Source organism: Bradyrhizobium sp. NBAIM08, assembly GCF_020193935.1.
In the GTDB taxonomy this organism is placed as follows: Bacteria; Pseudomonadota; Alphaproteobacteria; order Rhizobiales; family Xanthobacteraceae; genus Bradyrhizobium; species Bradyrhizobium yuanmingense.
In genome coordinates this window covers 74,561-98,208 of record NZ_JADYVR010000018.1, presented here as the reverse complement: position 1 = coordinate 98,208, position 23,648 = coordinate 74,561, and the positions used below count along the sequence as shown (strand labels likewise).

The window sequence follows — 23,648 nt, the reverse complement described above, 5'->3', positions numbered from 1 at the left end:
GTCACGCTCCTGTTGGCTGATCGTATGGGGGCGAGCAGCCTCACGACGCGCAAGATCGGCCTTGGCGGCCTCCAGCGCCTTCAGGCACGCTTCCCACTCTCGCTCGAGAACCGCGCGCGACGAGACGGTTATCGGGATCGACGGCGCGATAGCGCCGTTCTGCACGCCGGGCTTCGTAGCTGGCGCGTTCCGCGGCAAGTCGCCATTGCTTGAGCCCCGCCTCGCGATCCGCCTCAAGCCGTTCCGCGGCGGTGAGTGTCGCGGTCAGCTTTGCGGGTTCTAAGGCGGCGATGAACGCTTGGGTGATGGCGTGGTCGATTTGAACGCCGCCGATATTGAGGCAGTAGACGCCTCGGTTCTCGACCAGCACTTTGCCAGCACAGTGATAGCCTGGCGAAGCATTGCGTCCGCGATAGTGGGTGTGCAGGCGGCGGCCGCAATGGCCGCAACTGGCAAGACCTTGCAGGAGGGCGCCACCCTCTCTCACGGCACCGCCGCCCTTGTGCGGCTGAGGTCGCGTGTTCGCGGCGAGACGTTGCTGATTTGCTTCATAGGTCTGCCAATCGATGAAGCCTGGATGATGCTCGGGGATGAGAACCTGCCATTGGGAACGCGGCAAGAATCGAATCCGCTGCTTGCGCGCGCCAGTGCCATCGAGAATCGTCTCATGGCGCGTTTTGCCATAGACATAGGCGCCGGCATAGACGGGATTGGTCAAGACCTGGTGGATGGCGGTGTAACTGGCCTCGACCCAGCGGATCTCGGCGCGGGCGTGCAGCTGCAGCGGGAACGTGAGCCCCTCGGACCGAAACCAGAGCCAAACGCGACGTGCCGATCCCATCTCGGCAAAGCGCGCAAAAACATGGCGAATGGCGGTAACGACAGCCTCATCGGGATGGAAGCGGACCTCGCCATCAGTCTCGCCCCAGACGAAGCCGACCGGCAGACCGCGGCGCAGTTCGCCGCGCGCCGCCTTGTTGCGGATTCCACCGTTGAGGCGAGCCCGCAGCACGTGCAGTTCGGCTTCGCTCATCGTGCCTTTGAGCCCCAGCAAGAGACGGTCATTGAACATGGCCGGATGATAAATGCCGTCGGCATCGCCGATCAGCGTGTCGGTGAATCCGGCCAGATCAATCAGGCGGTACCATTCGGCGTTATTACGCGCGAGCCGCGAGACTTCGAGACCGAGCACCAGTCCGACGCGCGCGAGCGCCACTTCGGCGGTGAGGCGGGCAAAGCCCGAACGCGCCACCGTGCCCGAACCGGAGAGGCCAAGATCCTCGTCGATAACGATGATGCGGTCATCGGGCCAGCCGAGGTCGCGCGCTTTGCCGACAAGTGCATATTGCCGCTCGGTCGATTCGCGGTTGTGCTCGACCTGTGCGGCGCTGGATTGGCGCAGATAGACGACGGCCTGTCGAGAGAGATGAATTGACGTAATCTTGACGTGCTCATTCATCGCTTGCCTCCGTCGCCGGGCCGCTCTGAAGCAGGCGTGACATGAGGCGCGCCAGAAGCTCGATTGCCGCGATGCGGGCGGCTTCGTCGATTTGGTCCCACGCGACTGGCGCGCTTGGTGGAACCTCGGGCTGATCGAACAAGTCCAGGTTCAATTGCATGGCGGCTCTCCTTGCACGGCGCCGACTCGGCACCCCGGATGCAAAGAGCGTCGACCAGCTTGCGCAAGTGGAGCAAATCACCGAGCCTGCCGAGATCGTGGACAGCGTCATCGGCATCGATTGGCGGCGTGCCTCCAAGCGGCTCCACCTTCCAATCGGTCCAGCTCGCCGGAATCAACGACCGACTGCCATCCGGCAGAACCGTGAGGAGAAAGTGGATGCCGCGCCGCCTGATGGTACTGATGACGGCCAGCGTCCGACCTTCGAAAGCGTGACGCGTGCGCGTGATCGTTACCGAAGCCGGAATATCTTGGCGATGGGCAGTCTGTGGCCGCTTCCTTCGACTCGGTCGACCACGAGTGGCTGTTGCGGATGCTGGCGCACAGGATCGCCGATCCTCGCATCTTGCAGCTCATCGGGCTGTGGCTGCGAGCCGGCGTTCTTGAGAGCGGCGAGAAGCAAGAGACGGACAGGGGCACGCCGCAAGGGGCGGGCATCAGCCCGCTCCTGCCAACATCTTCCTGCACTACATCCTCGATCTCTGGACCCAGAAATGGCGTCATCGCCACGCACGCGGTCGTATCGTGATCGTGCGCTACGCGGACGACTTCGTCATGGGCTTCGAGAACAAGGCAGATGCGCGGGAAATGCTGTTGGCCCTCAAGGCGCGGCTGGCCAGCTTCGGCCTGACGCTCCATGAGGACAAGACGCGGCTGATCGAGTTTGGCCGGTTCGCGGCCCTCTCGCGTCAGCGGCGGGGCGAGCGGCGGCCAGAGACCTTCGCCTTCCTCGGCTTCACCCACTACTGCGGGCGGACCCGAGATGGCCGGTTCATCGTGAGGCACAAGACGGAAGGGAAACGCCTGACGCGCAAGCTGACGGCGTTGCGCCAGGAGGCCTGGCGGCTCATGCACGCGCCACTGGCCACGCAGCACGAGTAGTTCGCCGCCGTTCTGCGCGGGCACTATGGCTATTATGGCAGGCCGCACAATTATCCAGCGCTCAACGGCTTCTACCGCGAAGTGCGTCGGACCTGGCTGCGTTGTCTGAGACGGCGTAGCCAGAAAAGTCGGCGCATGGGCTGGCCGGAGTTCGAGACCCTGACGGCACGCTTCCGCCTGCCAACTCCACGCATCACTCGCACATGGGCGCAGGCGCGGATATGACGCGGGTTACCCTCGGGAAGAGCCGGGTGCGGGAAAGCCGCCTGCCCGGATCTGTGAGGGCAAAGCCAAATGGCCGAGCTACTCGACCACGATCCCGCGACCCGGCCCCAGAGCGCGTGATCTACACATGTGACGGTTTGAGTCGCACGGAACGGACCGTCTTCAGTGATCTATTCGTTGGCTTCTCCCCTTTAGCAGTCCCGGATTTCGCATTTTCGTGATCACGGGCGCCTCCGGTGGCATCGATGGGCGGTGATTCTGACAAACGCGGCTAAATCAGCAGATCCAAGTTCAAACCAGCGCGCACACTTGTGCCCCGTTCCCCCAGAGAACGCCGCAACGAAATCGCAACGAATTGGGTGAAACGACCGTGAACAAAACGGGACGGTAACCGCTGCCACCTCGATAAAAATCAATAACTTAGAAGATATTCACTGCGTTCGGGACGCAGGGGTCGCAGGTTCGAATCCTGCCACTCCGACCATTCTTCCAAAAGTCGACGTTTTCCAGAGTCTTGGCAGACCGGCTGCCGGCGCGTCAGGACGCCTTTTTGCAACGATTTCGGGATTGGGTCCACGGCCGATTTGGCGGGGCAGGGTGGCCTGTCGCGGTAGCATGGCTTGCCAGAAGCGAGCGCCGGCGGTTCCGACTTGCGGAGCTAGGTCAGGGGCCTACCGCCGCGCCATCAGCACACCCACCAAAAACGCCACCATCAGCGCCGGGCCGTGGTGCCTCGCCGGTTGCCCTCCAGTCATCCCGACGGCTAGATGAGTCCCAAGCTGATCGCGCGCCTGAGGCGCGATCGGCCAATAACAAAAACAGGGCTGGAAATCATGAACAATAAAATCATCGCGCTCGCTACGGCTTTTGGCTTCGCGGCCTGCGGGTCGGCATGGGCCGCGTGGCCCGACGACAAGCCGATCGAAGTCGTCGTCGGCTTTGCGCCCGGCGGCGGCACCGATGTCATGGCGCGCAAGCTCCTTCCCTTTGTCGAGCGTGTGCTGGGCGGCAAGGCGAAGTTCGTCGTCCTGAACAAGCCCGGCGCCGGCGGAGAGATCGCGTTTGCGTCGATCGCGCGCGCGGCGCCCGAGGGCTATTCGATCGGTGTCGTCAACGTGCCAGGCTACAACTTCCTGCCAATGACCCGCAAAACCCAATACACCACGGATGAAATCCGGCTGGTCGCTCGCGTCGTCGAAGATCCGAATGTCATGGTGGTGCCTGCCGATAGCAGATTCAGCAATCTGCCGGATGTCGTTGCCGCACTGCGCAGCAAGCCGGGCTCGGTGACCTTCGGTCACAATGGTGCCGGCACGAACGGTCATCTGGCCATTCGCATGCTTGCGGCAGCCGCGAAAGTCGAGCCCAACGAGATCTCCTACAGAGGAACGGCCGCACAGCGGACCGATCTCCTGGGCGGGCATCTGGACGTCGGCATGGTCACCCTCAGCGAGATCCCCGAGTTGCATGGCACCAACAAGGGGCCACTTCGCGTCATCGCGATCCTATCGAAGAAGCGCTTTCCATCGCTGCCGGGCGTTCCGACGGCAGAGGAGGCGGGCTTTCCGGTCATGACGACGGCGGAACGCGGCTTCGCGGTCCCCAAGGGCGTTCCGGACGACATCGTCAAGAAGCTGGAAGCCGGGATCGCCGAGGGCCTGCGTAGTCCAGAGTACCTGACGGGTTCGCCCGGCGACGAGCCGGTGATCGCCTTCCTGCCTGGCGCGGAGTGGCAGAAACGCCTCGACGACATGTCCGAAGCCCTGCGTCCTTTTGCCGAGCAGATGCGGGCAAGCGAACAGAAGTGATTGATCCTGCTCTGGCAGGCGGTTGCTAAGACTATTCGTCATGCTTCGGGCCGCTGCAAATCAAGGTCTCGATGGCCGCGCCGCCTCATGTTTGCCACCCTCCAACGCAAACGGCGCGGCCGTGATCGACCGCGCCGCTGTGATCTTCTGATGTGAAGGGCCTAATCTTCGTAGGGTGCGTAGGCTGATGTGCCCCAGCGAGGCCCGTCATAGCCGTAACCCGGGCCCGGGTAACCGTAGGTGTTGGTGGGGTGCCAATCGCCGATGCGCTGGCATTGGCCGATGCCGGCCATCAACTGGCCGCCGCTCATGGCGGGCCCGGCGGCGCCGACTGCTTCTCCAGCCGGTGGGGTGCACGGGCCGGGACCGCGTGCCGCAGCGAGGCTGGGGCTTACAGTTGCGAGCGGCAAAATCGCGGCCAGAGTTGCGGCGACGCTCACGAGTTTCGTACGTGTCATGGTTGTCTCCATGTTCGAGGCTTAACGGGGGGACCAATCCCTCCTGCCGCGAGACGTTCCGCGCGGAACGGTCGCGTTTTCGCGAGCAAAAAAGGTTTCCTCGGGTTTCACGGAACGCCGCGATTTCCATTGACATGAGCGCGTCATCGCGAGCGCGCATTATCTGCGAGCGACCAGCACACCGACCAGAAAGGCCACCAGCAGCGACGGCAGCGGGGCGTCGCGCACCATGCCGCGGACGACGTCTTGCCAGTGCTGCTCCGGCACCAGTCTCGGCGATCGCACGTTGGGCGCGGGCTGGATACCCCAGTGTGATGCGAGCTCGGCGACCTCGCTTTGCGCGAGTCGCACGCCGTCGCGGACGCGATAGATCGCGGCCTCGGACCGCTCACGCGGTGCGAGCAGCATCAAGGTCTCGACCGCGGTGCGCAGCGTCATCTCGCCGTAGCCTTGCAGCCTGACCTGCTCCTCGGGATCGGACGTCATGCAAAATCCCTCACAGCGTCAAATTCTTCACAATGAGAAATGGCGCGCGATGGTGAAGGCCGCCGCCGTGCACAGAACCAGCGTGGGCCCGGCCACGTCGCGCGCGAGATCGGCGCGCGTCAGCTGCCTGCTCATGGTCTTGCTCCATGCTTTGCATGGAAATGGCCGCCGCCGCGCTTGGTTCCCTGCGCCGGCGCGAATCGGCAGGCCGACTATTTCCGCAGCAGCTCGCTCAAGGCCGCCGTCGCTTCGGCGCAGCGGATGTCGTCGATCTCCCGCGACAGGCTGAGCGCGCTCGATCTCAGCTCCTCGAGCTTCCAGCTGTCCGGATGCTGGTTTTCGAGCTGACCGAGACGCTTGTTCAGATCGTCTAATCTCGATTGAAGCTGCCCGATGCTGGCGGCCCCATTCACTTTCCAAACGCGTTGTGCGCGCATCGTCGTTCCCCTGATAGTCTCACGGCCTTGTGAGAGCGGTTCATGGCCGGAATGGGAGTTTGTTTTGTCCGGCTTCAGACGGCGGGGAACCGTTGCAGATCGGCAACGAAGTTCCTGTTTGGTGCTCACCCAGCGCCGCACGATGATACCCGCAGGCCCGGAATTTGATTGTGCCCTCAGTACGGGGCGCCGAGGCGGCCTGTGCGTGCGGGTGATAGGCTCTGGCCGGGCGCACTCGAAAAAGATGAGGAACGACGCGTGACGAGAACTGTGACCATTGCAGCCGGCCAGCTCGGACCGATCGCGAGGAGCGAGTCGAGGTCCGCGGTGGTGGCGCGACTGATGGCGTTGATGCGCGAGGCGCGGGCCTGCGGCTGCGACCTGATCGTCTATCCCGAGCTGGCGCTGACCACGTTCTTTCCGCGCTGGTACTTCGAGGACCAGGCCGAGATCGACAGCTTCTTCGAGCGCGAGATGCCGGATGCCGAGACACAGGCGCTGTTCGATCTCGCCCGCCAGCTCGGCATCGGCTTCTGCCTCGGCTATGCCGAACTGACGCCCGAGGTCGGGATTGTCAGGCGCTACAACACGTCCATCCTCGTCGACAAGAGCGGCGCGATCGTCCTGAAATATCGCAAGGTGCATCTGCCCGGCCATGCCGAGCACGAACCGTGGCGCGAATTCCAGCATCTGGAGAAGCGCTATTTCGAGCCCGGCAGCGGCTTCGGCGTGGTCGATGCCTTCGGCGGCGTGATCGGGATGGCGATCTGCAACGACCGCCGCTGGAGCGAGACCTATCGCGTGATGGGCCTGCAGGGCGTCGAGATGGTGCTGATCGGCTACAACACGCCCGTGCACAATCCGCCCGCGCCGGAGCATGACGATCTCTCGCTGTTCCACAATCATCTGGTGATGCAGGCCGGCGCCTATCAGAACGGCACATTCGTGGTCGGGGTCGCCAAGGCCGGTGTGGAGGAGGGCGTCGACCACATCGGCGGCAGCTGCATCATCGCGCCCTCGGGCGAGATCATTGCGGCCTGCACGACAAAGGGCGACGAGATCGCGCTGGCGCGCTGCGATCTCGATCTCTGCAGTTCCTACAAGCGCACCACCTTCAATTTCGACGTGCACCGCCAGCCGCGCGCCTACGGCATGATCGTCGAGCGGAAGGGCGTGACGATCATGGCGGATGGGACGCCGGTGCCGCGGAGGGGGTGACGCTCTCTCCTTCGTCATTGATTTTCTTCACGACCACGTGTGTTTATTCGGAAACGTTCATTCTCTATTATCCCGCAATGCAAAAGACCGCCCGCCGCTCCCGACCTGCCGCCCGTCTGCCCGGCCGTCCCCGGGAATTCGACATGGACACCGCGCTCGACCGCGCCGTGCGCGTGTTTCGTGAGCGCGGCTATCATGCCACCTCGATCGGGGACCTCACTGCGGCGATGCGGCTCGCGACGGGAAGCATCTACAAGGCGTTTCGCGACAAGCATGCGGTGTTTCTCGCCGCCTTCGAGCGCTACACGGCCCTGCGCCAGCAGCAGACCCGCAGCGCGGCGGCGCGTGGTGCAAACGGCCGCGAGCAAATCCGCAACGTGCTGCTGTCCTATGTCGAGCATTCCCGGGGCAGCGAGGGGCGGCGCGGCTGCCTCGTGGTCGGCAGCGCGGTCGAACTGTCCGCGCTCGATCCGGTCGTGGGTGCCCGCGTCAGCACACAGCTCGCGAGCAACGAGAGCTTCATCGCCGGCCTCATCCGCGCCGGACAGGCCGATGGCTCGATCCCCCGCCATGTCGTAGCCGACGACACCGCGCGGCTAATGCTCTGCATCACGCAGGGAATGCGCGTCGTCGGCAAGGCGCGTCTGCCGCTCGACGCAGAGCGTCTCGTCGGCGCCGCAATGAAGCTGCTCGCCTGAATTTTTTGTCAGAATAGGGAATGACCATTCCCTATACCTTACCTAACGGCCATTCCCTGCGCCTTACCTGGAGACCATGCGAATGACGATGAATGCCACGATCGAGACCGCGCCGGGGCCGGATGCGGTGTCGCAGCGCCTGACCTTCGTGCTTGCCGCGGCCTGTGGCATGGTCGCCGCCAACATCTATTATGCGCAGCCGCTGATCGCCCCAATCAGCGCCGCGCTCGGCCTGTCGCATGCAGCTAGCGGGCTGATCGTGACGATGACGCAGATCGGCTACGGCACCGGGCTGCTGCTGATCGTGCCGCTCGGCGATCTCGTCGAGAACCGCGCGCTGATCTGCTCGGTGATCATGCTCGGCGCCGCGGCGCTGCTCGCCGCGGCGTTCGCAACCCATGCGCTGCCGTTCCTGCTCGCCGCACTGTTCATCGGCCTCGGCTCGGTCGCGGTGCAGATCATCATCCCCTATGCAGCGCATCTGGCGCCCGAAGCCATCCGCGGCCGCGTCGTCGGCAACGTCTCGACCGGCCTGATGCTCGGCATCATGCTGGCGCGTCCGGTGTCGAGCTTCGTCACCGCCTTGCTGTCGTGGCACGCAGTGTTCTTCGCCTCCGCCGCGCTGATGATCGTGCTCGCAGCCGTGCTCTGGATGACGCTGCCGAAGCGCAAGCCGGTCACGCGGATGCATTACGGCCAATTGCTGCTGTCGATGCCGGACCTGGTGCGGGCCACGCCGCTGCTGCGGCGCCGCGCGCTGTACCAGGCGAGCCTGTTCGGCGCCTTCACCCTGTTCTGGACGGTGGCGCCACTCCAGCTCGCCGGCGAGTTCGGCTTCTCCCAGCGCGGCATCGCGCTGTTCGCGCTGGCCGGCGTCGCCGGCGTGTTCGCAGCACCGATCGCCGGGCGCCTCGCGGACCGCGGCCATAGCCGGATCGCGACGCTGGTCGCGATGCTGCTCACGGCCGCCGGCTTCCTGGTGACCTCCATCGGCGCGTCCGGCTCGATGCTGAACCTCGCCTGTCTGGTGGTGGCCGCGATTGCGATCGATATCGGGGTCCAGGGCAATGTGGTGCTGGGCTTCCGCGCCATCTTCGCGCTCGGGCACGAGCACCGCAGTCGCCTCAATGGTCTCTACATGGCGACGTTCTTCGCCGCCGGCGCGGTCGGCTCGGCGGTCGGAGCATGGGCGTTCGCACAGGGAGGCTGGATGCTCGCATCGGCCATTGGCCTTGCTTTGCCCGTCGCGGGGTTGCTCTACGCGCTGACCGAGTAGCGGCCGTCGCCCGAACGGTGCGACCGACCTCGCGATGACGCAATTTGCATCTCGCGGATTGGTTGCGGTTGTAGTACTTTCGTCGCAACGCACCTGGTTAACGGGCGGCAGGGGGATGCTGATGAAACGTGCGGGGCTGTTTGGCGCACGGCGGGTACGGCCATGGTCGTGGGGGGCGTTTCTGCTCGGGCTCGCCGTCGTCGCGGTTTCGGCCGTGGTTCAGGGCATCTGCGTCCTGCTCGGCGCAAAGTTCTATTTCGCAGCGTTCCTGCCCGGCCTGTTCGTGCTTGCGCTGATGGCGGGTGCACCGGCGGCGGCATTCGCCGCGCTGCTCACCGTGCCGCTGGTGTGGTGGGCGTTCATCCCGCCGTTCTTCGAGCTCAATGCGCTGACCAGCGCGCATGCCGATTCCATCAACCTGTTCTGTCTTCTTGCCGTCCTCCTGATCGGCCTTGCCGATCTCTGCCGCGCGACGATGACAATCGTCAGAAGCGGCGGGCTGAAGCCTTCGGGCGAGAGCGCGGCAACGAATCCGCAATAGATCGCGCCGCGCGCGTTGCGCCCCGAGCAACAGTCCGGCAACCATCCGCGAACTTGCCGCGCGCCGCTAACTTTTCGAAAAAGATTTGGCCGCAGTTTCTCCCGCGGGAATGACGAGGGAGTTTTCGGACATGAACGGTCACGCCATCCTGGAGAACGTGCGCCGCTACCGCGGCATCGCATCGCTCTATCGCCAGACCGCAGCGTTCCGCCCGGGCCAGAGCTGGTCGCTGCTGGAGCAGGCGAGCGAGTGGGAGGCGCGGGCGCTGTCGGAGCTGGAAGCCTATTTCGCCTCGCGCACGGACCACACCGCCCCGCTCGCGGCCTGATCGCCGGCCATCGGCGCGCCCTGAACCGGCTCGCCGAAGGCGCGACCGCCACGGGCAACTACGGAGTTGTCTCCGCATCCTTCTGTGCTAGCAACGGCCGAGAGATTCTTCTTCACGTCGGCCGGGGCACGCGATGACCACCTTCAACCGCATCTTCACGACGGAGCGCCTGCTCCAGATCATCGTGGTGCTGGCGGCGACGCTCGCCATGAAGCTGATGAGCTGAGCGAAGGCCGGCTATCGTCCGCCTAGCTCGGGCAAATCAGGCAGATAATTCGAGCCTTCCGAGCCGAGGAAATCGAACATCGCCTGCGCGGGCGGCAGCAGCACCTTGTCGCTGCGGCGGATCACGTACCATTGCCGCACGATCGGCAGGCCCGCGACGTCGAGCACGACGAGCCGGCCCTCGGCGAGCTCATGCGCCACGGTGTGAGCCGAGATGAAGGCGATGCCGAGCCCGGCGATGACCGCCTGCTTGATGGTCTCGTTGCTGCTCATCTCCATGCCGATGATCGGCTCGAGATCCGATTTCTGGAACATGCCCTCCATCAGCGTCCGCGTGCCCGAGCCGGGCTCGCGGGTGAGGAAGGTCTCGTGCACGAGATCGGTCAGGCTGAGGCCGGAATCCTTCTCCAGCCAATGGCCCTTGCGCGCGACGATGATGTGCGGGTTGCGCCCGAGCTGGCGGACGTCGACGGTGACGTCGGCCGGTGGCCGACCCATTACCGCGAAGTCGAGGTCGTAGCCGTGCATGGCCTCGCGGATCTCCTCGCGATTGCCGATGGTCAGCTTGATCTCGATCTTGGGGTAGCGCTTGGAGAACGCCGCGATCGCGTGCGGCACGAAATATTTCGCGGTCGAGACCGCGCCGAGATGCACGGTGCCGCCGGTCCGCCCCGCGAGCAGGTCGAGCGCGCCCTGGCAATCGGTGATCGCGGCTTCGACCCGTTCGGCCAGCGCCAGCACCTCCCTGCCGGCTTCCGTCAGCAGCATGCCGTCGCCGGTTCGCTGCACCAGGGGCAGGCCGGCCAGGTCCTGCAGCTGCCGCAGCTGCTGGGTCACGGCCGGCTGGGTCAGCCCGAGATGGCTCGACGCCGCCGTCACGCTGCCTTTGGCCGAGAGCGCCGCAAGCGAGCGCAGCTGCCGGATCGTCAGATGCCGGAGCTGGGCCGCTGCATGGCCGGCGCTATTATAAGAAAATTCTTTGAGGCTCATTATGATTAGAAATTTTCCTTATTAAGCCGCTCCTGTCAATCTCCTGAATGCCGGCACTGACCGTGACCTGCCTCCACCAGGAGGGAATGGTTGCGGCACCGGCAAGGGGATGGACGCAGATGACCGGGCAACTCAGGCTGGACGACCACCTTCAACGGTATTCTGAGACCGCGCCGCATGCGTTGGCCGTGGCAGCCGCGGTCGATGCCATCGCGGCCGCGGCGATCGAGATTGCCGATCTCATCGCCAGCGGCGATCTCGCCGACGCCTCGGGCCTGACCACCGGGCGCAACAGCGACGGCGATCTCCAACGCGACCTCGACGTCCAGGCGGACGCGATCCTGCGCCGCTGCCTCGGCCGGCTGCCGATCGCGGCGCTGGCGTCGGAGGAGATGCGTGAGGCCCAGATCGTCGATCGTCAGGGGCGAATCTGCATCGCGATCGATCCGCTCGACGGCTCCTCCAACATCGACATCAACATGACCGTCGGCACGATCTTCTCGATCCTGCCGGCCCCCGATGATCTCTCACTCGCCTTTCAGCAGCGGGGCTCGGCGCAGCTCGCGGCGGGCTTCGTCACCTACGGCCCGCAGACCTCGCTGGTGCTGACGCTCGGCGACGGCGTCGACATTTTCACGCTCGACCGCAAGGCGGGCTGCTTCCGCTTCGCGCGCAGCGGCGTGCAGATCGCCGAAGCCTGCGAGGAGTTCGCGATCAACGCCTCGAACCGCCGGCATTGGGATCCGCCGGTGCGCGCCTTCATCGACGAATGCCTCGCCGGCGTCGACGGGCCCGCCAACCACGATTTCAACATGCGCTGGATCGGGTCGCTGGTCGCGGAGGCCTATCGCATCCTCACCCGTGGCGGCGTGTTTCTCTACCCTTCCGATGCGCGGCCCGGCTACGGCGACGGCCGCCTACGCCTGACCTACGAAGCACACCCGATGGCGATGATCATCGAGCAGGCCGGCGGCTCGGCCTCGACCGGGCGCGAGCGCATCCTCGATCTATCGGCGCAGAGCCTGCACCAGCGCGTGCCGCTGATCATGGGCTCGAGCAACGAGGTGCGGCGCGTCGAGGAGCTGCATTGCGATCCGCTGCTGGTTGCCAGCGTCTCGGCGCCGCTGTTCGCGCGGCGCGGATTCTTCCGGCTCTGAGCGAGGCGTCCGATGTCCAGGAAGCATCCGATCATCTCCATCACCGGCTCCTCCGGCGCCGGCACCACCTCCGTCAAGAAGACCTTCGAGCAGATCTTTTTCCGCGAGAAGGTCAACGCCGTCTACATCGAGGGCGACGCCTTCCACCGCTACGACCGTGCCGAGATGCGTGCGCAGATGGCGAAGGAGGCCGAGCGCGGCAACAAGCACTTCAGCCATTTCAGCCCCGAGACCAATTTGTTCGAGGAGCTGGAACGCGCCTTCCGCGACTACGGCGAGACCGGCACCGCGGTGACGCGGCACTACGTCCACGACGCCGAGGAATCGGCGCTGCATGGTGCGGCACCAGGCACCTTCACCGACTGGAAGCAGCTGCCGGAGGATTCGGACCTTCTGTTCTACGAGGGCCTGCACGGCGCCGTAGTCACCGATAAGGTGAACGTCGCGCGCTATGCCGACCTCAAGATCGGCGTCGTGCCCGTCATCAACCTCGAATGGATCCAGAAGCTGCACCGCGACCGCAGCGCACGCGGCTATTCGACCGAGGCGGTCACCGACACCATCCTGCGGCGGATGCCCGACTACATCCACTACATCTGCCCGCAATTCACCGAGACCGACATCAACTTCCAGCGCGTCCCGACCGTGGACACCTCCAATCCATTCATCGCGCGCTGGATCCCGACGCCGGACGAATCGATGGTGGTGATCCGCTTCAAGAATCCGCGCGGTATCGACTTCCCCTATCTGCTCTCGATGCTGCCGCAGAGCTGGATGTCGCGCGCCAATTCGATCGTGTGCCCGGGCGCGAAGCTGGACCTGGCCATGCAGCTGATCCTGACGCCGCTGATCATGCAGCTGATCGAGCGCAAGCGCAGCCTGAAGTGAACAGGGAGAGACTCCGATGAACATCTCCGTCCATGCCGAAGCCGACCTCAATGCGGTCACGCACAACGATCTCGCCAATGCCGTCCGCTTCCTCGCGGTCGACGCCATCGAGGCAGCGCAGTCAGGCCATCCCGGGCTGCCCATGGGCATGGCCGACGTCGCGACTGTGCTGTTCTCGCGCTTCCTGAAGTTCGACTCGGCGCATCCGAACTGGCCGGACCGCGACCGCTTCGTGCTGTCGGCGGGGCACGGCTCGATGCTGCTCTATGCGCTGCTGCATCTCACCGGCGGCGATATCAGCCTCGACGACATCAAGGCCTTTCGCCAGTGGGGCTCGAAGACGCCGGGCCACCCCGAATATGGCCACACGGCTGGTGTCGAGACCACGACGGGACCGCTGGGCCAGGGCATTGCGACCGCGGTCGGCATGGCGCTCGCCGAGCGGATGGCGAATGCGCGGCATGGCGATGGGCTCGTCGATCACTTCACCTATGTTATCGCGGGCGATGGCTGCCTGATGGAAGGCCTCAGCCATGAGGCGATCTCGCTGGCCGGTCATCTCGGGCTCGGCCGGCTGATCGTGCTGTTCGACGACAACGGCATCTCCATCGACGGTCCGACCTCGTTGGCGACATCGGACGACCAGCTCGCGCGCTTCGCTGCCTCCGGCTGGTCGGTGCGCCGCGTCGACGGACATGATCCCGAAGCGGTGGCGCAGGCGATAGCGGAGGAGCGGGAGACCGCGAAGCCGTCGCTGATCGCCTGTCGCACAATCATCGGCTATGGCGCGCCTGATAGACAGGGCACCGAGAAAGTGCATGGCGCGCCGCTCGGCACCGAGCAGACGGCAGCGGCGCGGCGGACGCTGGGTTGGGACTATCAGCCTTTCGTGGTGCCGATCCCGGTGCTCAAGGCTTGGCGGATGATCGGGCAGCGCGGGCAGGTCGATCGCCTCGCTTGGCTCGATCGTTACGAAGGTGCGACGCCGGAGCAGCGCGACCTGTTCGTCGAGGGCAAAGCCGCGGCTCTGCCCGCCTCCTATGCGCTGGCCGCGGCGAAATTGCGTGAGCACTTTGCATCCGAGCGGCCGAAGCTGGCGACGCGGCAGGCCTCGCAACAGGTGCTCGAGGGAATCGCAGGAACAATTCCCGGCCTGGTCGGCGGCTCCGCGGACCTCACCCATTCGAACCTGACGCATGCCAAGGCGCAGGCGCCGGTCAAGAGCGGTGCGTTCGCCGGCGACTACATCCACTATGGCATCCGCGAGCACGGCATGGCCGCAGCGATGAACGGCCTGGCGCTGCATGGCGGCTTCATCCCCTATGGCGGCACGTTCCTGGCGTTCTCCGACTACAGCCGGCCGGCGATCCGACTTGCAGCCTTGATGCGGCTGCGCGTCATCCACGTGATGACGCACGATTCCATCGGCCTTGGTGAGGACGGACCGACGCACCAGCCGGTCGAGCATCTCGCGGCACTGCGCGTGATCCCCAATCTACTGGTGTTCCGCCCCGCCGATGCCGTGGAGACGCTGGAGGCCTGGGATTGCGCGCTCGCGGCGGAGCATCGCCCCTCAGTGCTATGCCTGTCGCGGCAGGCCTTGCCGACATTCCGCAGCGATGGGCGCGGCAGAAACCGCGTCGCGAACGGTGCCTATCTCGTCGTCTCGCCGGACGGCGGCCGTGACGTGACGCTCATCGCAACCGGCTCGGAAGTCTCGATCGCGCTGGAAGCCGCACGCCTGCTCGCGACCGAGCACGTTCGCGCCGCCGTGGTCTCGGCTCCGTGTTTCGCACTGTTCGAGGAGCAGCCGGAGGATTACCGCGCCTCGGTGCTCGGCACCGCGCCGCGCGTCGGCATCGAGGCAGCTGTCGCCGGCGACTGGCATCGCTGGATCGGCGCTGACGGCGAATTCGTCGGCATGCGCGGCTTCGGCGCCTCGGCCCCCGCCCCGGTGTTGTACCGCGAATTCGGCATCACACCGCAAAGCATTGCGGAAGCGGCTCGCCGGGCGATGGCCCGCAAGAGCCAATAAGGAGGACGAATCTTGGCCCGTATTACTCTCCGCCAATTGCTCGATCACGCTGCCAGCCACGGCTACGCCGTGCCGGCGTTCAACATCAACAACATGGAGCAGGGCATCGCGATCATGCAGGCGGCGGCCGCGGTCGATGCGCCGGTCATCATCCAGGCCTCGCGCGGCGCGCGCAGCTATGCCGGCGATCTCATGCTTTCGCACATGATCGACGCGCTGGAGCGGACCTATCCCGACATTCCGCTCTGCATGCACCAGGACCACGGCAATGACGAAGCGACCTGCGCCTCGGCCATCGCCCATGGCTTCACCTCCGTCATGATGGATGGCTCGCTCAAAGCCGACGCCAAGACGGCGGCCGACTATGACTATAACGTCGCGATCACGCGCCGCGTCGTCGATCTCGCTCATTGGGTCGGCGCGTCCGTCGAAGGCGAGCTCGGCGTGCTCGGTTCGCTCGAGCACGGCGGCGGCGAGCAGGAGGATGGTCACGGCGTCGAGGGCAAGGTCGGCCACGATCAGCTCTTGACCGATCCGGACCAGGCCGTCGACTTCGTCCGTGCAACCAAGGTCGATGCGCTCGCGATCGCGATGGGCACCTCGCACGGTGCCTACAAGTTCAGCCGCAAGCCGGATGGCGATATCCTGGCGATGCGGGTGGTCGAGGAGATCCACGGCCGGCTGCCGAACACGCATCTGGTCATGCACGGCTCGTCCTCGGTGCCGCAGCCGCTCCAGGACATGTTCAACCAGTTCGGCGGCGAGATGCCGCAGACCTGGGGCGTGCCGGTCGAGGAGATCGTTCGCGGCATCCGAAGCGGCGTGCGCAAGATCAACATCGACACCGATTGCCGGCTGGCGATGACCGCGGTGTTCCGGAAGGTGGCGGCGGAAGCGCGCTCCGAATTCGATCCGCGCAAATTCCTGAAGCCGGCGATGGACGCAATGCGCGAATTGTGCCGCGAGCGGTTCGAGCAGTTCGGTACCGCAGGCCACGCCAGCAAGATCAAGGTCATTCCAATGAGCGAGATGGCGCGGCGCTATCGCGCCGGCGAGCTCGATCCGCGCATCGACGCCCGCGAGCCGGTTGCCGCTTAGCCAATCAGAAAGAGCAGAGAAAAGAGCAGGAGAGAGACATGAACGCACATGCAGGCACGGTCCGCGGCAAAGAGCGCTATCGCTCCGGCGTGATGGAGTACAAGCGCATGGGCTATTGGGAGCCCGATTACACGCCGAAGGACACCGACGTCATCGCGCTGTTCCGCGTGACGCCGCAGGAGGGCGTCGACCCGATCGAGGCCTCTGCCGCGGTTGCCGGCGAATCCTCGACCGCGACCTGGACGGTGGTGTGGACCGATCGCCTGACGGCGGCCGAGAAGTATCGTGCCAAGTGCTATCGCGTCGATCCCGTTCCGGGCTCACCCGGCTCGTATTTCGCCTACATCGCCTATGATCTCGACCTGTTCGAGCCGGGCTCGATCGCCAACCTCTCGGCCTCGATCATCGGCAACGTGTTCGGCTTCAAGCCGCTGAAGGCGCTGCGCCTCGAGGACATGCGCTTTCCCGTCGCCTATGTGAAGACGTTCCAGGGACCGGCGACCGGCATCGTGGTGGAGCGCGAGCGGCTCGACAAGTTCGGCCGGCCGCTGCTCGGCGCGACGGTGAAGCCGAAGCTCGGTCTGTCCGGCCGCAATTACGGCCGTGTGGTCTATGAGGCGCTGAAGGGCGGGCTCGACTTCACCAAGGACGACGAGAACATCAACTCGCAGCCCTTCATGCATTGGCGTGATCGCTTCCTCTATTGCATGGAGGCGGTGAACCGCGCGCAGGCCGCCTCCGGCGAGGTGAAAGGGACCTACCTGAACGTCACCGCGGCCACCATGGAGGACATGTACGAGCGTGCGGAGTTCGCCAAGGAGCTCGGCTCGGTGATCGTGATGATCGACCTCGTGATCGGCTACACTGCGATCCAGTCCATGGCCAAGTGGGCGCGGCGCAACGACATGATCCTGCATCTGCATCGCGCCGGCCACTCCACCTATACGCGGCAGAAGAGCCATGGCGTGTCGTTCCGCGTCATCGCCAAATGGATGCGGCTTGCCGGCGTCGACCACATCCACGCCGGCACGGTGGTCGGCAAGCTCGAAGGCGATCCCAACACCACACGCGGCTACTACGATGTCTGCCGCGAAGACTTCAACCCGACCAAGCTCGAGCATGGCCTGTTCTTCGACCAGTCCTGGGCGAGCCTGAACAAGATGATGCCGGTGGCCTCCGGCGGCATCCATGCCGGGCAGATGCACCAGCTGCTCGACCTGTTAGGCGAGGACGTCGTGCTGCAGTTCGGCGGCGGCACGATCGGTCATCCCATGGGCATTGCGGCCGGCGCGACCGCCAACCGCGTGGCGCTGGAAGCGATGATCCTCGCCCGCAACGAGGGCCGCGACTATGTCCACGAGGGCCCGGAAATCTTGGCCAAGGCGGCCCAGACCTGCACGCCGCTGAAGGCCGCGCTCGAGGTCTGGAAGGATGTCACTTTCAACTATCAATCCACCGACACGCCGGACTTCGTGCCGACCGCGCTGGAAACCGTCTGAGGAGATTTGAGATGAAGATCACCCAGGGCTGCTTCTCGTACCTGCCGGATCTGACCGACGAGCAGATCACCAGCCAGGTGCAGTATTGCCTCGCCAATGGCTGGGCGGTGAACATCGAGTTCACCGACGATCCGCATCCCCGAAACACCTATTGGGAGATGTGGGGCCTGCCGATGTTCGATCTCCAGGACGCCGCCGGCGTGATGATGGAGCTGGCCGAGTGCCGCAGGGTCTACGGCGACCGCTATATCCGCATCAGCGGCTTCGATGCCAGCCACGGCTGGGAGTCGGTGCGGATCTCCTTCCTCGTCAACCGGCCGAAGCAAGAGACGGAGTTCGAGCTGGTGCGGCAGGAGGTCGGCGGCCGTGCGGTCCGCTACACCACCGTGCGCAAGCCGGTTGCGCACGCGCCAGCTTGAGTCATCCGCTTCCGCGCGGAGCTCTCCCTGCTCCGCATCCTGGCGGACCACTGCTTCGCCGCCTCGCTCGCGGCGAAGCTCTTTTCTTCGAGGGTAGCCATGCTCGATGTCCCCCACGCAACCACGACCGAACACAGCGAGACCCATTTCGATCTCCGCAAGGAGGCTGAAGCCGCCGGAATCACCGAGACGCTTCAACAGCTCGATCAGGAGCTGATCGGGCTCAAGCCGGTCAAGAACCGCGTGCGCCAGATCGCCTCGCTGCTGCTGATCGAGCGCATCCGGCAGCGTGCCGGCCTCGCCTCCGCGCCGCCGACGCTGCACATGTCGTTCACCGGCAATCCTGGAACAGGCAAGACCACCGTCGCGCTGCGCATGGCCGGGATCCTGCACGGGCTCGGCTTCGTGCGGCGCGGGCAGGTGATCTCGGTGACGCGCGACGATCTCGTCGGCCAGTATATCGGCCACACCGCGCCGAAGACCAAGGAGATCCTGAAAAAGGCGATGGGCGGCGTGCTGTTCATCGACGAGGCCTATTATCTGCATCGTCCCGACAACGAGCGCGACTATGGTCAGGAATCGATCGAGATCCTGCTCCAGGTGATGGAGAACCAGCGCGAGGACCTCGTCGTGATCCTCGCCGGCTATGGCGAGCGGATGACGAAATTCTTCGCCTCCAATCCCGGCTTCCGGTCGCGGATCGCCCACCACATCGAATTCCCTGACTATGCAGAGGCCGAGCTGCTCGTTATCGCCGAGCTGATGCTGAAGGAGCGCGGCTACCGCTTCTCGGCTGCGGCGCGCGAGGCGTTCGAGAAATACATCGCGCTGCGCCGGATCCAGCCGTTCTTCTCCAATGCGCGCTCGATCCGCAACGCCGTCGACCGCATCCGCCTGCGGCAGGCCGATCGGCTGGTGTCCGATCTCGATCGCATGCTCGATGTCGCCGACCTCGAAACCATCGATGCCATGGACGTCTTGGCGAGCCGAGTCTTCAGCGGCGGTGCGGATGCGCGGAGTGCAGTGCCATGACGAAGGAGATCATGATCGCTCCATCGATCCTCGCCGCGGATTTCGCGCGTCTCGGCGAGGAGGTCGCCGCGATCGACGCCGCTGGGGCCGACTGGATTCATTGCGACGTCATGGACGGACACTTCGTGCCGAACATCAGTTTCGGTGCCGAGGTCATCAAGGCGATCCGTCCCTATTCGAAGAAGCCGTTCGACGTGCATTTGATGATCGCGCCGACAGATCCCTATCTCGAGGCGTTCGCAAAGGCCGGAGCGGACATCATCACGGTGCACGCCGAAGCGGGGGCGCATCTCGACCGCTCGCTGCAGGCGATCCGTTCGCTCGGCAGCAAGGCTGGCGTCAGTCTTTGTCCATCGACGCCGGATGCGGTGATCGAGTATGTGCTCGATCGGATCGATCTCGTGCTGGTGATGACGGTCAATCCGGGCTTTGGCGGCCAATCCTTCATCGCATCGCAGATCGACAAGATCAGGCGGATCAGGACCATGATCGGCGGGCGGCCGATCCGGCTCGAAGTCGATGGCGGTGTCACGCGCGACAATGCCGCGGCCGTGGCTGCAGCGGGTGCCGACACGCTGGTCGCCGGCTCCGCCGTGTTTCGCGGCAAGAGCGCTGGCGAATATGCCGCCAATATCGCGTCTATTCGCATCGCCGCGGAGACCGGCCGGGTTCCGAAGCTGCAAGATAGTTCCGCGCCCGCGAAGCGGGCCGAAGAAAGTGCGCTCATCCGGTAGATTACGGATCAGCCCACCGCCGTGGCTCCGGTGTGTCAAGGCGCGCCACTTTCTCCGGATCTCTACGGAGCATGCCTTCCAAATCGATCGGCTCATTCAGGCCGGGGTAACCAACGCACCGGAGAAGGACAATCGATTAACGACCGCGCAATGCCAAGCGTCTCAATCTGTGGTTTAGGGACGCTATGAGAGCGCGGATGCGTAACGACGGAAACTGCGGCATGAAGCCCGCACGCGGCGCAAAGTGATGGCATGAGCATGCATCGCCTGTTCGCCGAGCAGCTCCGCTGCGCCACCGATGCCACCGGACAGGTCGATCTCGTCAAGCTGGGCAAGTTCGTCAGCGCGGCTTACGAGGCCGGTGATCGCGAGCGTCAGCGGATGATCGAAGTACGCGCGCAAACGCGCGACGAGGTCGAGCAGGATCTGCTGCGGACCCGCGAGTTCCTCGACACAATCATCGAAAACATTCCGATCGCCGTCTTCGCGAAATGTGCGGAGAGTTCGCGCTACATCCTGCTCAACCGCGCCGGAGAAGACTATTACGGCATGCCGCGCGAACAGATGCTGGGCCGAACGCCCGAGCAGATCTTCCCGGCTGACGTGGCCCGCGTGGTCAACGAGCAGGATAGACGCGTCGCGGCCAGCGGCATGCCGATGGTTCTGGAGGAGCATCTGCTCGAAGTCGGCGTCAAGGGCCGCGACCGGGTCGTCAATTCACGCAAGATGCTGATCACGGATGGCAACGGGGATCCGCAATATCTGGTCGGCGTGATCGAGGATGTCACGGAGCGTGTCACCACCCGGCAGCGGATCAGCCATCTTGCGCATCATGATGCGCTCACGGACCTGCCGAACCGCAGCGCCTTCAACGCGGCGCTCGACGAACGGCTGGAGCGGGCGCAGGAGGCATCGACCAGTTTCGCTGTGCTGAGCCTCGATCTCGACCGCTTCAAGGAGGTCAACGACGTGTTCGGTCACCCCGTCGGCGACATGCTGATGCGGGCGGCCGCCGACCGGCTTGCCGCGGAAGCCGAAGGCGCCTTCGTCGCCCGGATCGGCGGCGACGAGTTCATGATCCTGATGCCCGACAACGCCAGCCGTGAGGACGTTCTGGCGCTGGCCGAACGCCTGGTCGAGGCGATCGGCAAGGAGCTCGAGGTCGACGACTATCTCTCCCACGTGGGCCTCAGCGTCGGCATCGCGTTCTATCCCGACGATGGCGTGAACGCGGCGACGCTGCTCGCCAATGCCGACTCGGCTCTCTACCGCGCCAAGCGCGAGGGCAGGAGCCGGGTCCGCTGCTTCGAATCCGAGATGGACCAGGAGCTGCGCGATCGCAGGCTGTTGCAGCACGACCTGCGGCAGGCGCTGGAGCAGAACCAGCTCCTCGTCTATTTCCAGCCGCAGGCGCGGGTGGATGGCGAGGTCATCGGCTTCGAGGCGCTGCTGCGATGGAATCACCCGACGCGGGGCTTCGTGCCGCCGGACCAGTTCATTCCGCTCGCCGAGGAGAACGGGCTGATCGTCGAGATCGGTGAATGGGTGCTGCGCGAGGCGTGCCGCGAGGCGGCATCCTGGCCGCGGCCGTTGCAGGTCGCGGTCAATCTGTCGCCGGTCCAATTCCAGGCGGGCGATCTCGAGCGCTCGATCCACCAGATCCTGTTGGAGACGGGGCTGACGCCGACGCGGCTCGAGGTCGAGATCACCGAGGGCGTGCTGATCGGCGATTTCACCCGCGCGCTCAACCTGCTGCGGCGGCTGAAGGCGCTCGGCATCCGCATCGCCATGGATGATTTCGGCACCGGCTATTCCTCGCTGTCCTATCTGCAGTCGTTCCCGTTCGACAAGATCAAGATCGACCGCAGTTTCATCTCCAACCTGGAGGCGACGCCGCAATCGGCCGAGATTGTCCGCGCCGTCCTGAGCCTGGCGCACGCGCTGAAGATCCCGGTCATTGCCGAGGGGGTGGAGACGGAAGCCCAACGTGCCTTCTTGGCCCGCGAGGCCTGCGAGGAGATGCAAGGCTATCTCGTCGGCCGTCCCGACTTGATCGAGCGTTATCTCGACCTGGTGGGCGTCGCCGTGGAGCGCCGCCTCTACGCCTAGCACTAGGCACAGAGTTCCGAGCGGACGTTTGGAACTAAAATCCTTACCGGCACTTCTCGAAAATTAACTTGGTTCAGGCGCGTTGAGCGCGCAGCAAATGTTTTGCATAAACGCCATCGGCCTGACGCAAATCAGGGCAATAAGCCGGTGAACGCGAGGGAGGGTCTCATGGAGAACGTACGTCGCTACCGGGCGCTGGCGTCCCTCTGCCGTCAGCAGGCGGCCTACCGGCCGCTCCAGAACTGGGAACTCCTCGGCCAGGCCGAACATTTCGAACATCTTGCCGAAATCGAGCTCAAGGCGCACTTCGACGCGTGCAATGTGCACCGCGACAAGGACGCCGCCGCGCCCACGACATGGGAAGCTCCCGTCGCGGCGTGACGGCGCCAGGCCAGCGCGTCAATGCGACATCAGCGTCGGGACCGTCATGGCTTCCAGCATGGCGCGGGTGACGCCCCCGAGAAAGCGTTCCTGCAACCGTGAATGGCCGTAGCCGCCCATCACCAGAAGATCGAGACTCTCGTCGGCCGCCAGCGACAGAATGATCGGCTGAATGTCGGCGCGCGTGGCGGTCAGGCTGACCGTGCGGGTGGACAATCCGCGCCGGCCGAGATGTCTGGCCAAGCCGCTCGCTGAAGCTTCGCCGCAGACGTCGTCGGTCTCGTTGACGGTGATGATCACGATCTCTTCGGCGCGCGCCAGGAACGGAGCTGCGTCGCGCATAGCGCGGGCGGCAACGCGACTGCCGTCCCAGCAGATGCCGATCCGCTTCGCCTTGAAGGCTCCCCGGAAGGTGTAGGGCAGGAACAGCACCGGGCCGCCCGCGCGGAACAGGATCTCGCTCGGCATGTCGTTGTCGAACGAGCCTTGCGCCGGATCGGGCTGGAGCAGGACGCTGAGGTCGTGCAGCCGTGCCATCTCGCCGAGCGAGCCGGCGGCATCTGCCGGGATCGCGCCGAGTGCGTGGCAGGTATAGGCGATGCCGGCGTTCGCCGCCTCGCTCTTGAATACCGCGAGCGCCGCCTCGGCCCGCTCCACGGCGCGCTCGCGCTCCAGCTCGAAAACGGCCGCCACCGCCGCGCCGCCTTCCATGACGTAAGCCGTACTGGTGGCGACATAGCCGACCGCGACCGCGTCGAGATGCGCGTTGAGCTTCGCCGCGAGCGAGACCGAGCCCTCGATCGCGGGACGCATGGGACGTTCGGTGGGAATGTGGACGAGAATGTCTTTGTACATGGCGCGCCTCCGCTGAGCATCATCCGATGGTCGCAGTTTTTCACTGCGCGAAGGCGGCGCGTTGAGCTGTATCAAACGTCCGGATTGCCTGCTGCGACCGCTCATCCATTCTTTGCCGAGATTTAATCGGACGGACGGGACGCCGTAAGGTGGCAGCGACCATGTTGCGGGCAAGGCGACACCTGCTCAAC

General features: G+C 65.0%; 25 protein-coding genes. 17 read left to right on the top strand and 8 right to left on the bottom strand.

All coding sequences use genetic code 11. From position 1 onward, the window contains the following. Nucleotides 1-40 precede the first annotated feature (40 nt). Together I6F37_RS35505 and I6F37_RS35500 are read right to left on the bottom strand one after the other, a co-directional pair. A complete protein-coding gene (locus I6F37_RS35505; protein ID WP_225139713.1) occupies nucleotides 41-1,459 on the bottom strand; it encodes a recombinase family protein in 1,419 nt (472 codons plus the stop codon). Then, nucleotides 1,452-1,619: a hypothetical protein gene (locus I6F37_RS35500; protein ID WP_225127594.1), complete on the bottom strand. Its 168-nt coding sequence runs from the start codon at nucleotides 1,617-1,619 to the stop codon at nucleotides 1,452-1,454. Before I6F37_RS35500 ends, I6F37_RS35505 begins: the two co-directional genes overlap by 8 nt. A gap of 515 nt (nucleotides 1,620-2,134) precedes the next feature. Here I6F37_RS35500 and I6F37_RS35495 point away from each other — a divergent pair. Next, nucleotides 2,135-2,560 (top strand): reverse transcriptase domain-containing protein, encoded by a 426-nt coding sequence (locus I6F37_RS35495; protein WP_225127609.1) that lies wholly within the window; start codon nucleotides 2,135-2,137, stop codon nucleotides 2,558-2,560. Nucleotides 2,561-3,548: 988 nt separating this feature from the next. Here the strand turns inward: I6F37_RS35495 and I6F37_RS35490 are convergent. After that, the gene (locus I6F37_RS35490) at nucleotides 3,549-3,752 is read right to left on the bottom strand and encodes a hypothetical protein (protein ID WP_225154025.1); all 204 of its coding nucleotides are present in this window, start codon (nucleotides 3,750-3,752) and stop codon (nucleotides 3,549-3,551) included. Between I6F37_RS35490 and I6F37_RS35485 the strand changes: the two genes are divergently transcribed. Beyond that, a complete protein-coding gene (locus tag I6F37_RS35485; RefSeq protein WP_225154024.1) occupies nucleotides 3,751-4,593 on the top strand; it encodes a tripartite tricarboxylate transporter substrate binding protein in 843 nt (280 codons plus the stop codon). The two genes, I6F37_RS35490 and I6F37_RS35485, sit on opposite strands and share 2 nt — an antisense overlap. A gap of 161 nt (nucleotides 4,594-4,754) precedes the next feature. Here the strand turns inward: I6F37_RS35485 and I6F37_RS35480 are convergent, their stop codons facing one another. The 3 genes from I6F37_RS35480 to I6F37_RS35470 form a co-directional block, all read right to left on the bottom strand. Then, nucleotides 4,755-5,051, bottom strand: coding sequence for a hypothetical protein (locus tag I6F37_RS35480; protein ID WP_225154022.1), 297 nt, complete (start codon nucleotides 5,049-5,051; stop codon nucleotides 4,755-4,757). A gap of 159 nt (nucleotides 5,052-5,210) precedes the next feature. Next, nucleotides 5,211-5,537, bottom strand: a complete 327-nt coding sequence (locus I6F37_RS35475; RefSeq protein ID WP_036003836.1) for a hypothetical protein — start codon at nucleotides 5,535-5,537, stop codon at nucleotides 5,211-5,213. 212 nt (nucleotides 5,538-5,749) lie between these two features. Beyond that, entirely contained in the window at nucleotides 5,750-6,103 is a 354-nt protein-coding gene (locus I6F37_RS35470; protein WP_225112605.1) for a hypothetical protein, read from the bottom strand. 129 nt (nucleotides 6,104-6,232) lie between these two features. Here I6F37_RS35470 and I6F37_RS35465 point away from each other — a divergent pair, with 129 nt between their 5' ends. The 5 genes from I6F37_RS35465 (at nucleotide 6,233) to I6F37_RS35445 (ending at nucleotide 10,035) form a co-directional block, all read left to right on the top strand. Then, nucleotides 6,233-7,192, top strand: a complete 960-nt coding sequence (locus tag I6F37_RS35465; RefSeq protein ID WP_225154020.1) for an N-carbamoyl-D-amino-acid hydrolase — start codon at nucleotides 6,233-6,235, stop codon at nucleotides 7,190-7,192. 77 nt (nucleotides 7,193-7,269) lie between these two features. Next, nucleotides 7,270-7,890 carry a TetR/AcrR family transcriptional regulator gene (locus I6F37_RS35460; RefSeq protein WP_036003843.1) on the top strand — a complete coding sequence of 207 codons (621 nt, stop codon included), beginning with the start codon at nucleotides 7,270-7,272 and terminating at the stop codon, nucleotides 7,888-7,890. An 82-nt stretch (nucleotides 7,891-7,972) separates the two neighbouring features. After that, on the top strand, nucleotides 7,973-9,166 hold the full coding sequence (locus tag I6F37_RS35455; RefSeq protein ID WP_225139710.1) for an MFS transporter: 1,194 nt from the start codon (nucleotides 7,973-7,975) through the stop codon (nucleotides 9,164-9,166). A 121-nt stretch (nucleotides 9,167-9,287) separates the two neighbouring features. Then, complete coding sequence (locus tag I6F37_RS35450) at nucleotides 9,288-9,707, top strand: hypothetical protein (protein WP_036003874.1); 420 nt, start codon at nucleotides 9,288-9,290, stop codon at nucleotides 9,705-9,707. 130 nt (nucleotides 9,708-9,837) lie between these two features. Beyond that, the gene (locus tag I6F37_RS35445; RefSeq protein WP_036003876.1) at nucleotides 9,838-10,035 is read left to right on the top strand and encodes a hypothetical protein; all 198 of its coding nucleotides are present in this window, start codon (nucleotides 9,838-9,840) and stop codon (nucleotides 10,033-10,035) included. Between the two features lie 237 nt (nucleotides 10,036-10,272). Here I6F37_RS35445 and I6F37_RS35440 read toward each other — a convergent pair whose 3' ends face one another. Next, the gene (locus tag I6F37_RS35440; protein ID WP_225154019.1) at nucleotides 10,273-11,250 is read right to left on the bottom strand and encodes a LysR family transcriptional regulator; all 978 of its coding nucleotides are present in this window, start codon (nucleotides 11,248-11,250) and stop codon (nucleotides 10,273-10,275) included. Between the two features lie 119 nt (nucleotides 11,251-11,369). Between I6F37_RS35440 and I6F37_RS35435 the strand changes: the two genes are divergently transcribed. From I6F37_RS35435 to I6F37_RS35390, 10 genes are all read left to right on the top strand, one after another. Beyond that, nucleotides 11,370-12,407 (top strand): class 1 fructose-bisphosphatase, encoded by a 1,038-nt coding sequence (locus I6F37_RS35435; RefSeq protein ID WP_057027006.1) that lies wholly within the window; start codon nucleotides 11,370-11,372, stop codon nucleotides 12,405-12,407. A gap of 12 nt (nucleotides 12,408-12,419) precedes the next feature. After that, on the top strand, nucleotides 12,420-13,295 hold the full coding sequence (locus I6F37_RS35430) for a phosphoribulokinase (protein WP_036003856.1): 876 nt from the start codon (nucleotides 12,420-12,422) through the stop codon (nucleotides 13,293-13,295). Between the two features lie 16 nt (nucleotides 13,296-13,311). Next, a complete protein-coding gene (tkt, locus tag I6F37_RS35425; protein WP_225154016.1) occupies nucleotides 13,312-15,330 on the top strand; it encodes a transketolase in 2,019 nt (672 codons plus the stop codon). Nucleotides 15,331-15,342: 12 nt separating this feature from the next. Then, the gene (fba, locus tag I6F37_RS35420) at nucleotides 15,343-16,428 is read left to right on the top strand and encodes a class II fructose-bisphosphate aldolase (RefSeq protein ID WP_036003862.1); all 1,086 of its coding nucleotides are present in this window, start codon (nucleotides 15,343-15,345) and stop codon (nucleotides 16,426-16,428) included. A gap of 38 nt (nucleotides 16,429-16,466) precedes the next feature. Then, on the top strand, nucleotides 16,467-17,927 hold the full coding sequence (locus I6F37_RS35415) for a form I ribulose bisphosphate carboxylase large subunit (protein WP_036003865.1): 1,461 nt from the start codon (nucleotides 16,467-16,469) through the stop codon (nucleotides 17,925-17,927). Between the two features lie 11 nt (nucleotides 17,928-17,938). After that, entirely contained in the window at nucleotides 17,939-18,346 is a 408-nt protein-coding gene (locus I6F37_RS35410) for a ribulose bisphosphate carboxylase small subunit (protein ID WP_036003868.1), read from the top strand. Between the two features lie 99 nt (nucleotides 18,347-18,445). After that, nucleotides 18,446-19,378 carry a CbbX protein gene (gene cbbX / locus I6F37_RS35405; RefSeq protein ID WP_225154015.1) on the top strand — a complete coding sequence of 311 codons (933 nt, stop codon included), beginning with the start codon at nucleotides 18,446-18,448 and terminating at the stop codon, nucleotides 19,376-19,378. Beyond that, a complete protein-coding gene (gene rpe / locus I6F37_RS35400; RefSeq protein ID WP_036003883.1) occupies nucleotides 19,375-20,112 on the top strand; it encodes a ribulose-phosphate 3-epimerase in 738 nt (245 codons plus the stop codon). Before cbbX ends, rpe begins: the two co-directional genes overlap by 4 nt. Nucleotides 20,113-20,364: 252 nt before the next feature. Further along, nucleotides 20,365-22,221, top strand: a complete 1,857-nt coding sequence (locus I6F37_RS35395; protein ID WP_225154012.1) for a bifunctional diguanylate cyclase/phosphodiesterase — start codon at nucleotides 20,365-20,367, stop codon at nucleotides 22,219-22,221. Nucleotides 22,222-22,389: 168 nt separating this feature from the next. Beyond that, on the top strand, nucleotides 22,390-22,602 hold the full coding sequence (locus I6F37_RS35390; RefSeq protein WP_036003891.1) for a hypothetical protein: 213 nt from the start codon (nucleotides 22,390-22,392) through the stop codon (nucleotides 22,600-22,602). Between the two features lie 18 nt (nucleotides 22,603-22,620). On the opposite strand, the gene I6F37_RS35385 is transcribed toward I6F37_RS35390, so the two are convergent. After that, a complete protein-coding gene (locus I6F37_RS35385) occupies nucleotides 22,621-23,457 on the bottom strand; it encodes a universal stress protein (protein ID WP_036003894.1) in 837 nt (278 codons plus the stop codon). Between the last annotated feature and the right edge of the window lie 191 nt (nucleotides 23,458-23,648).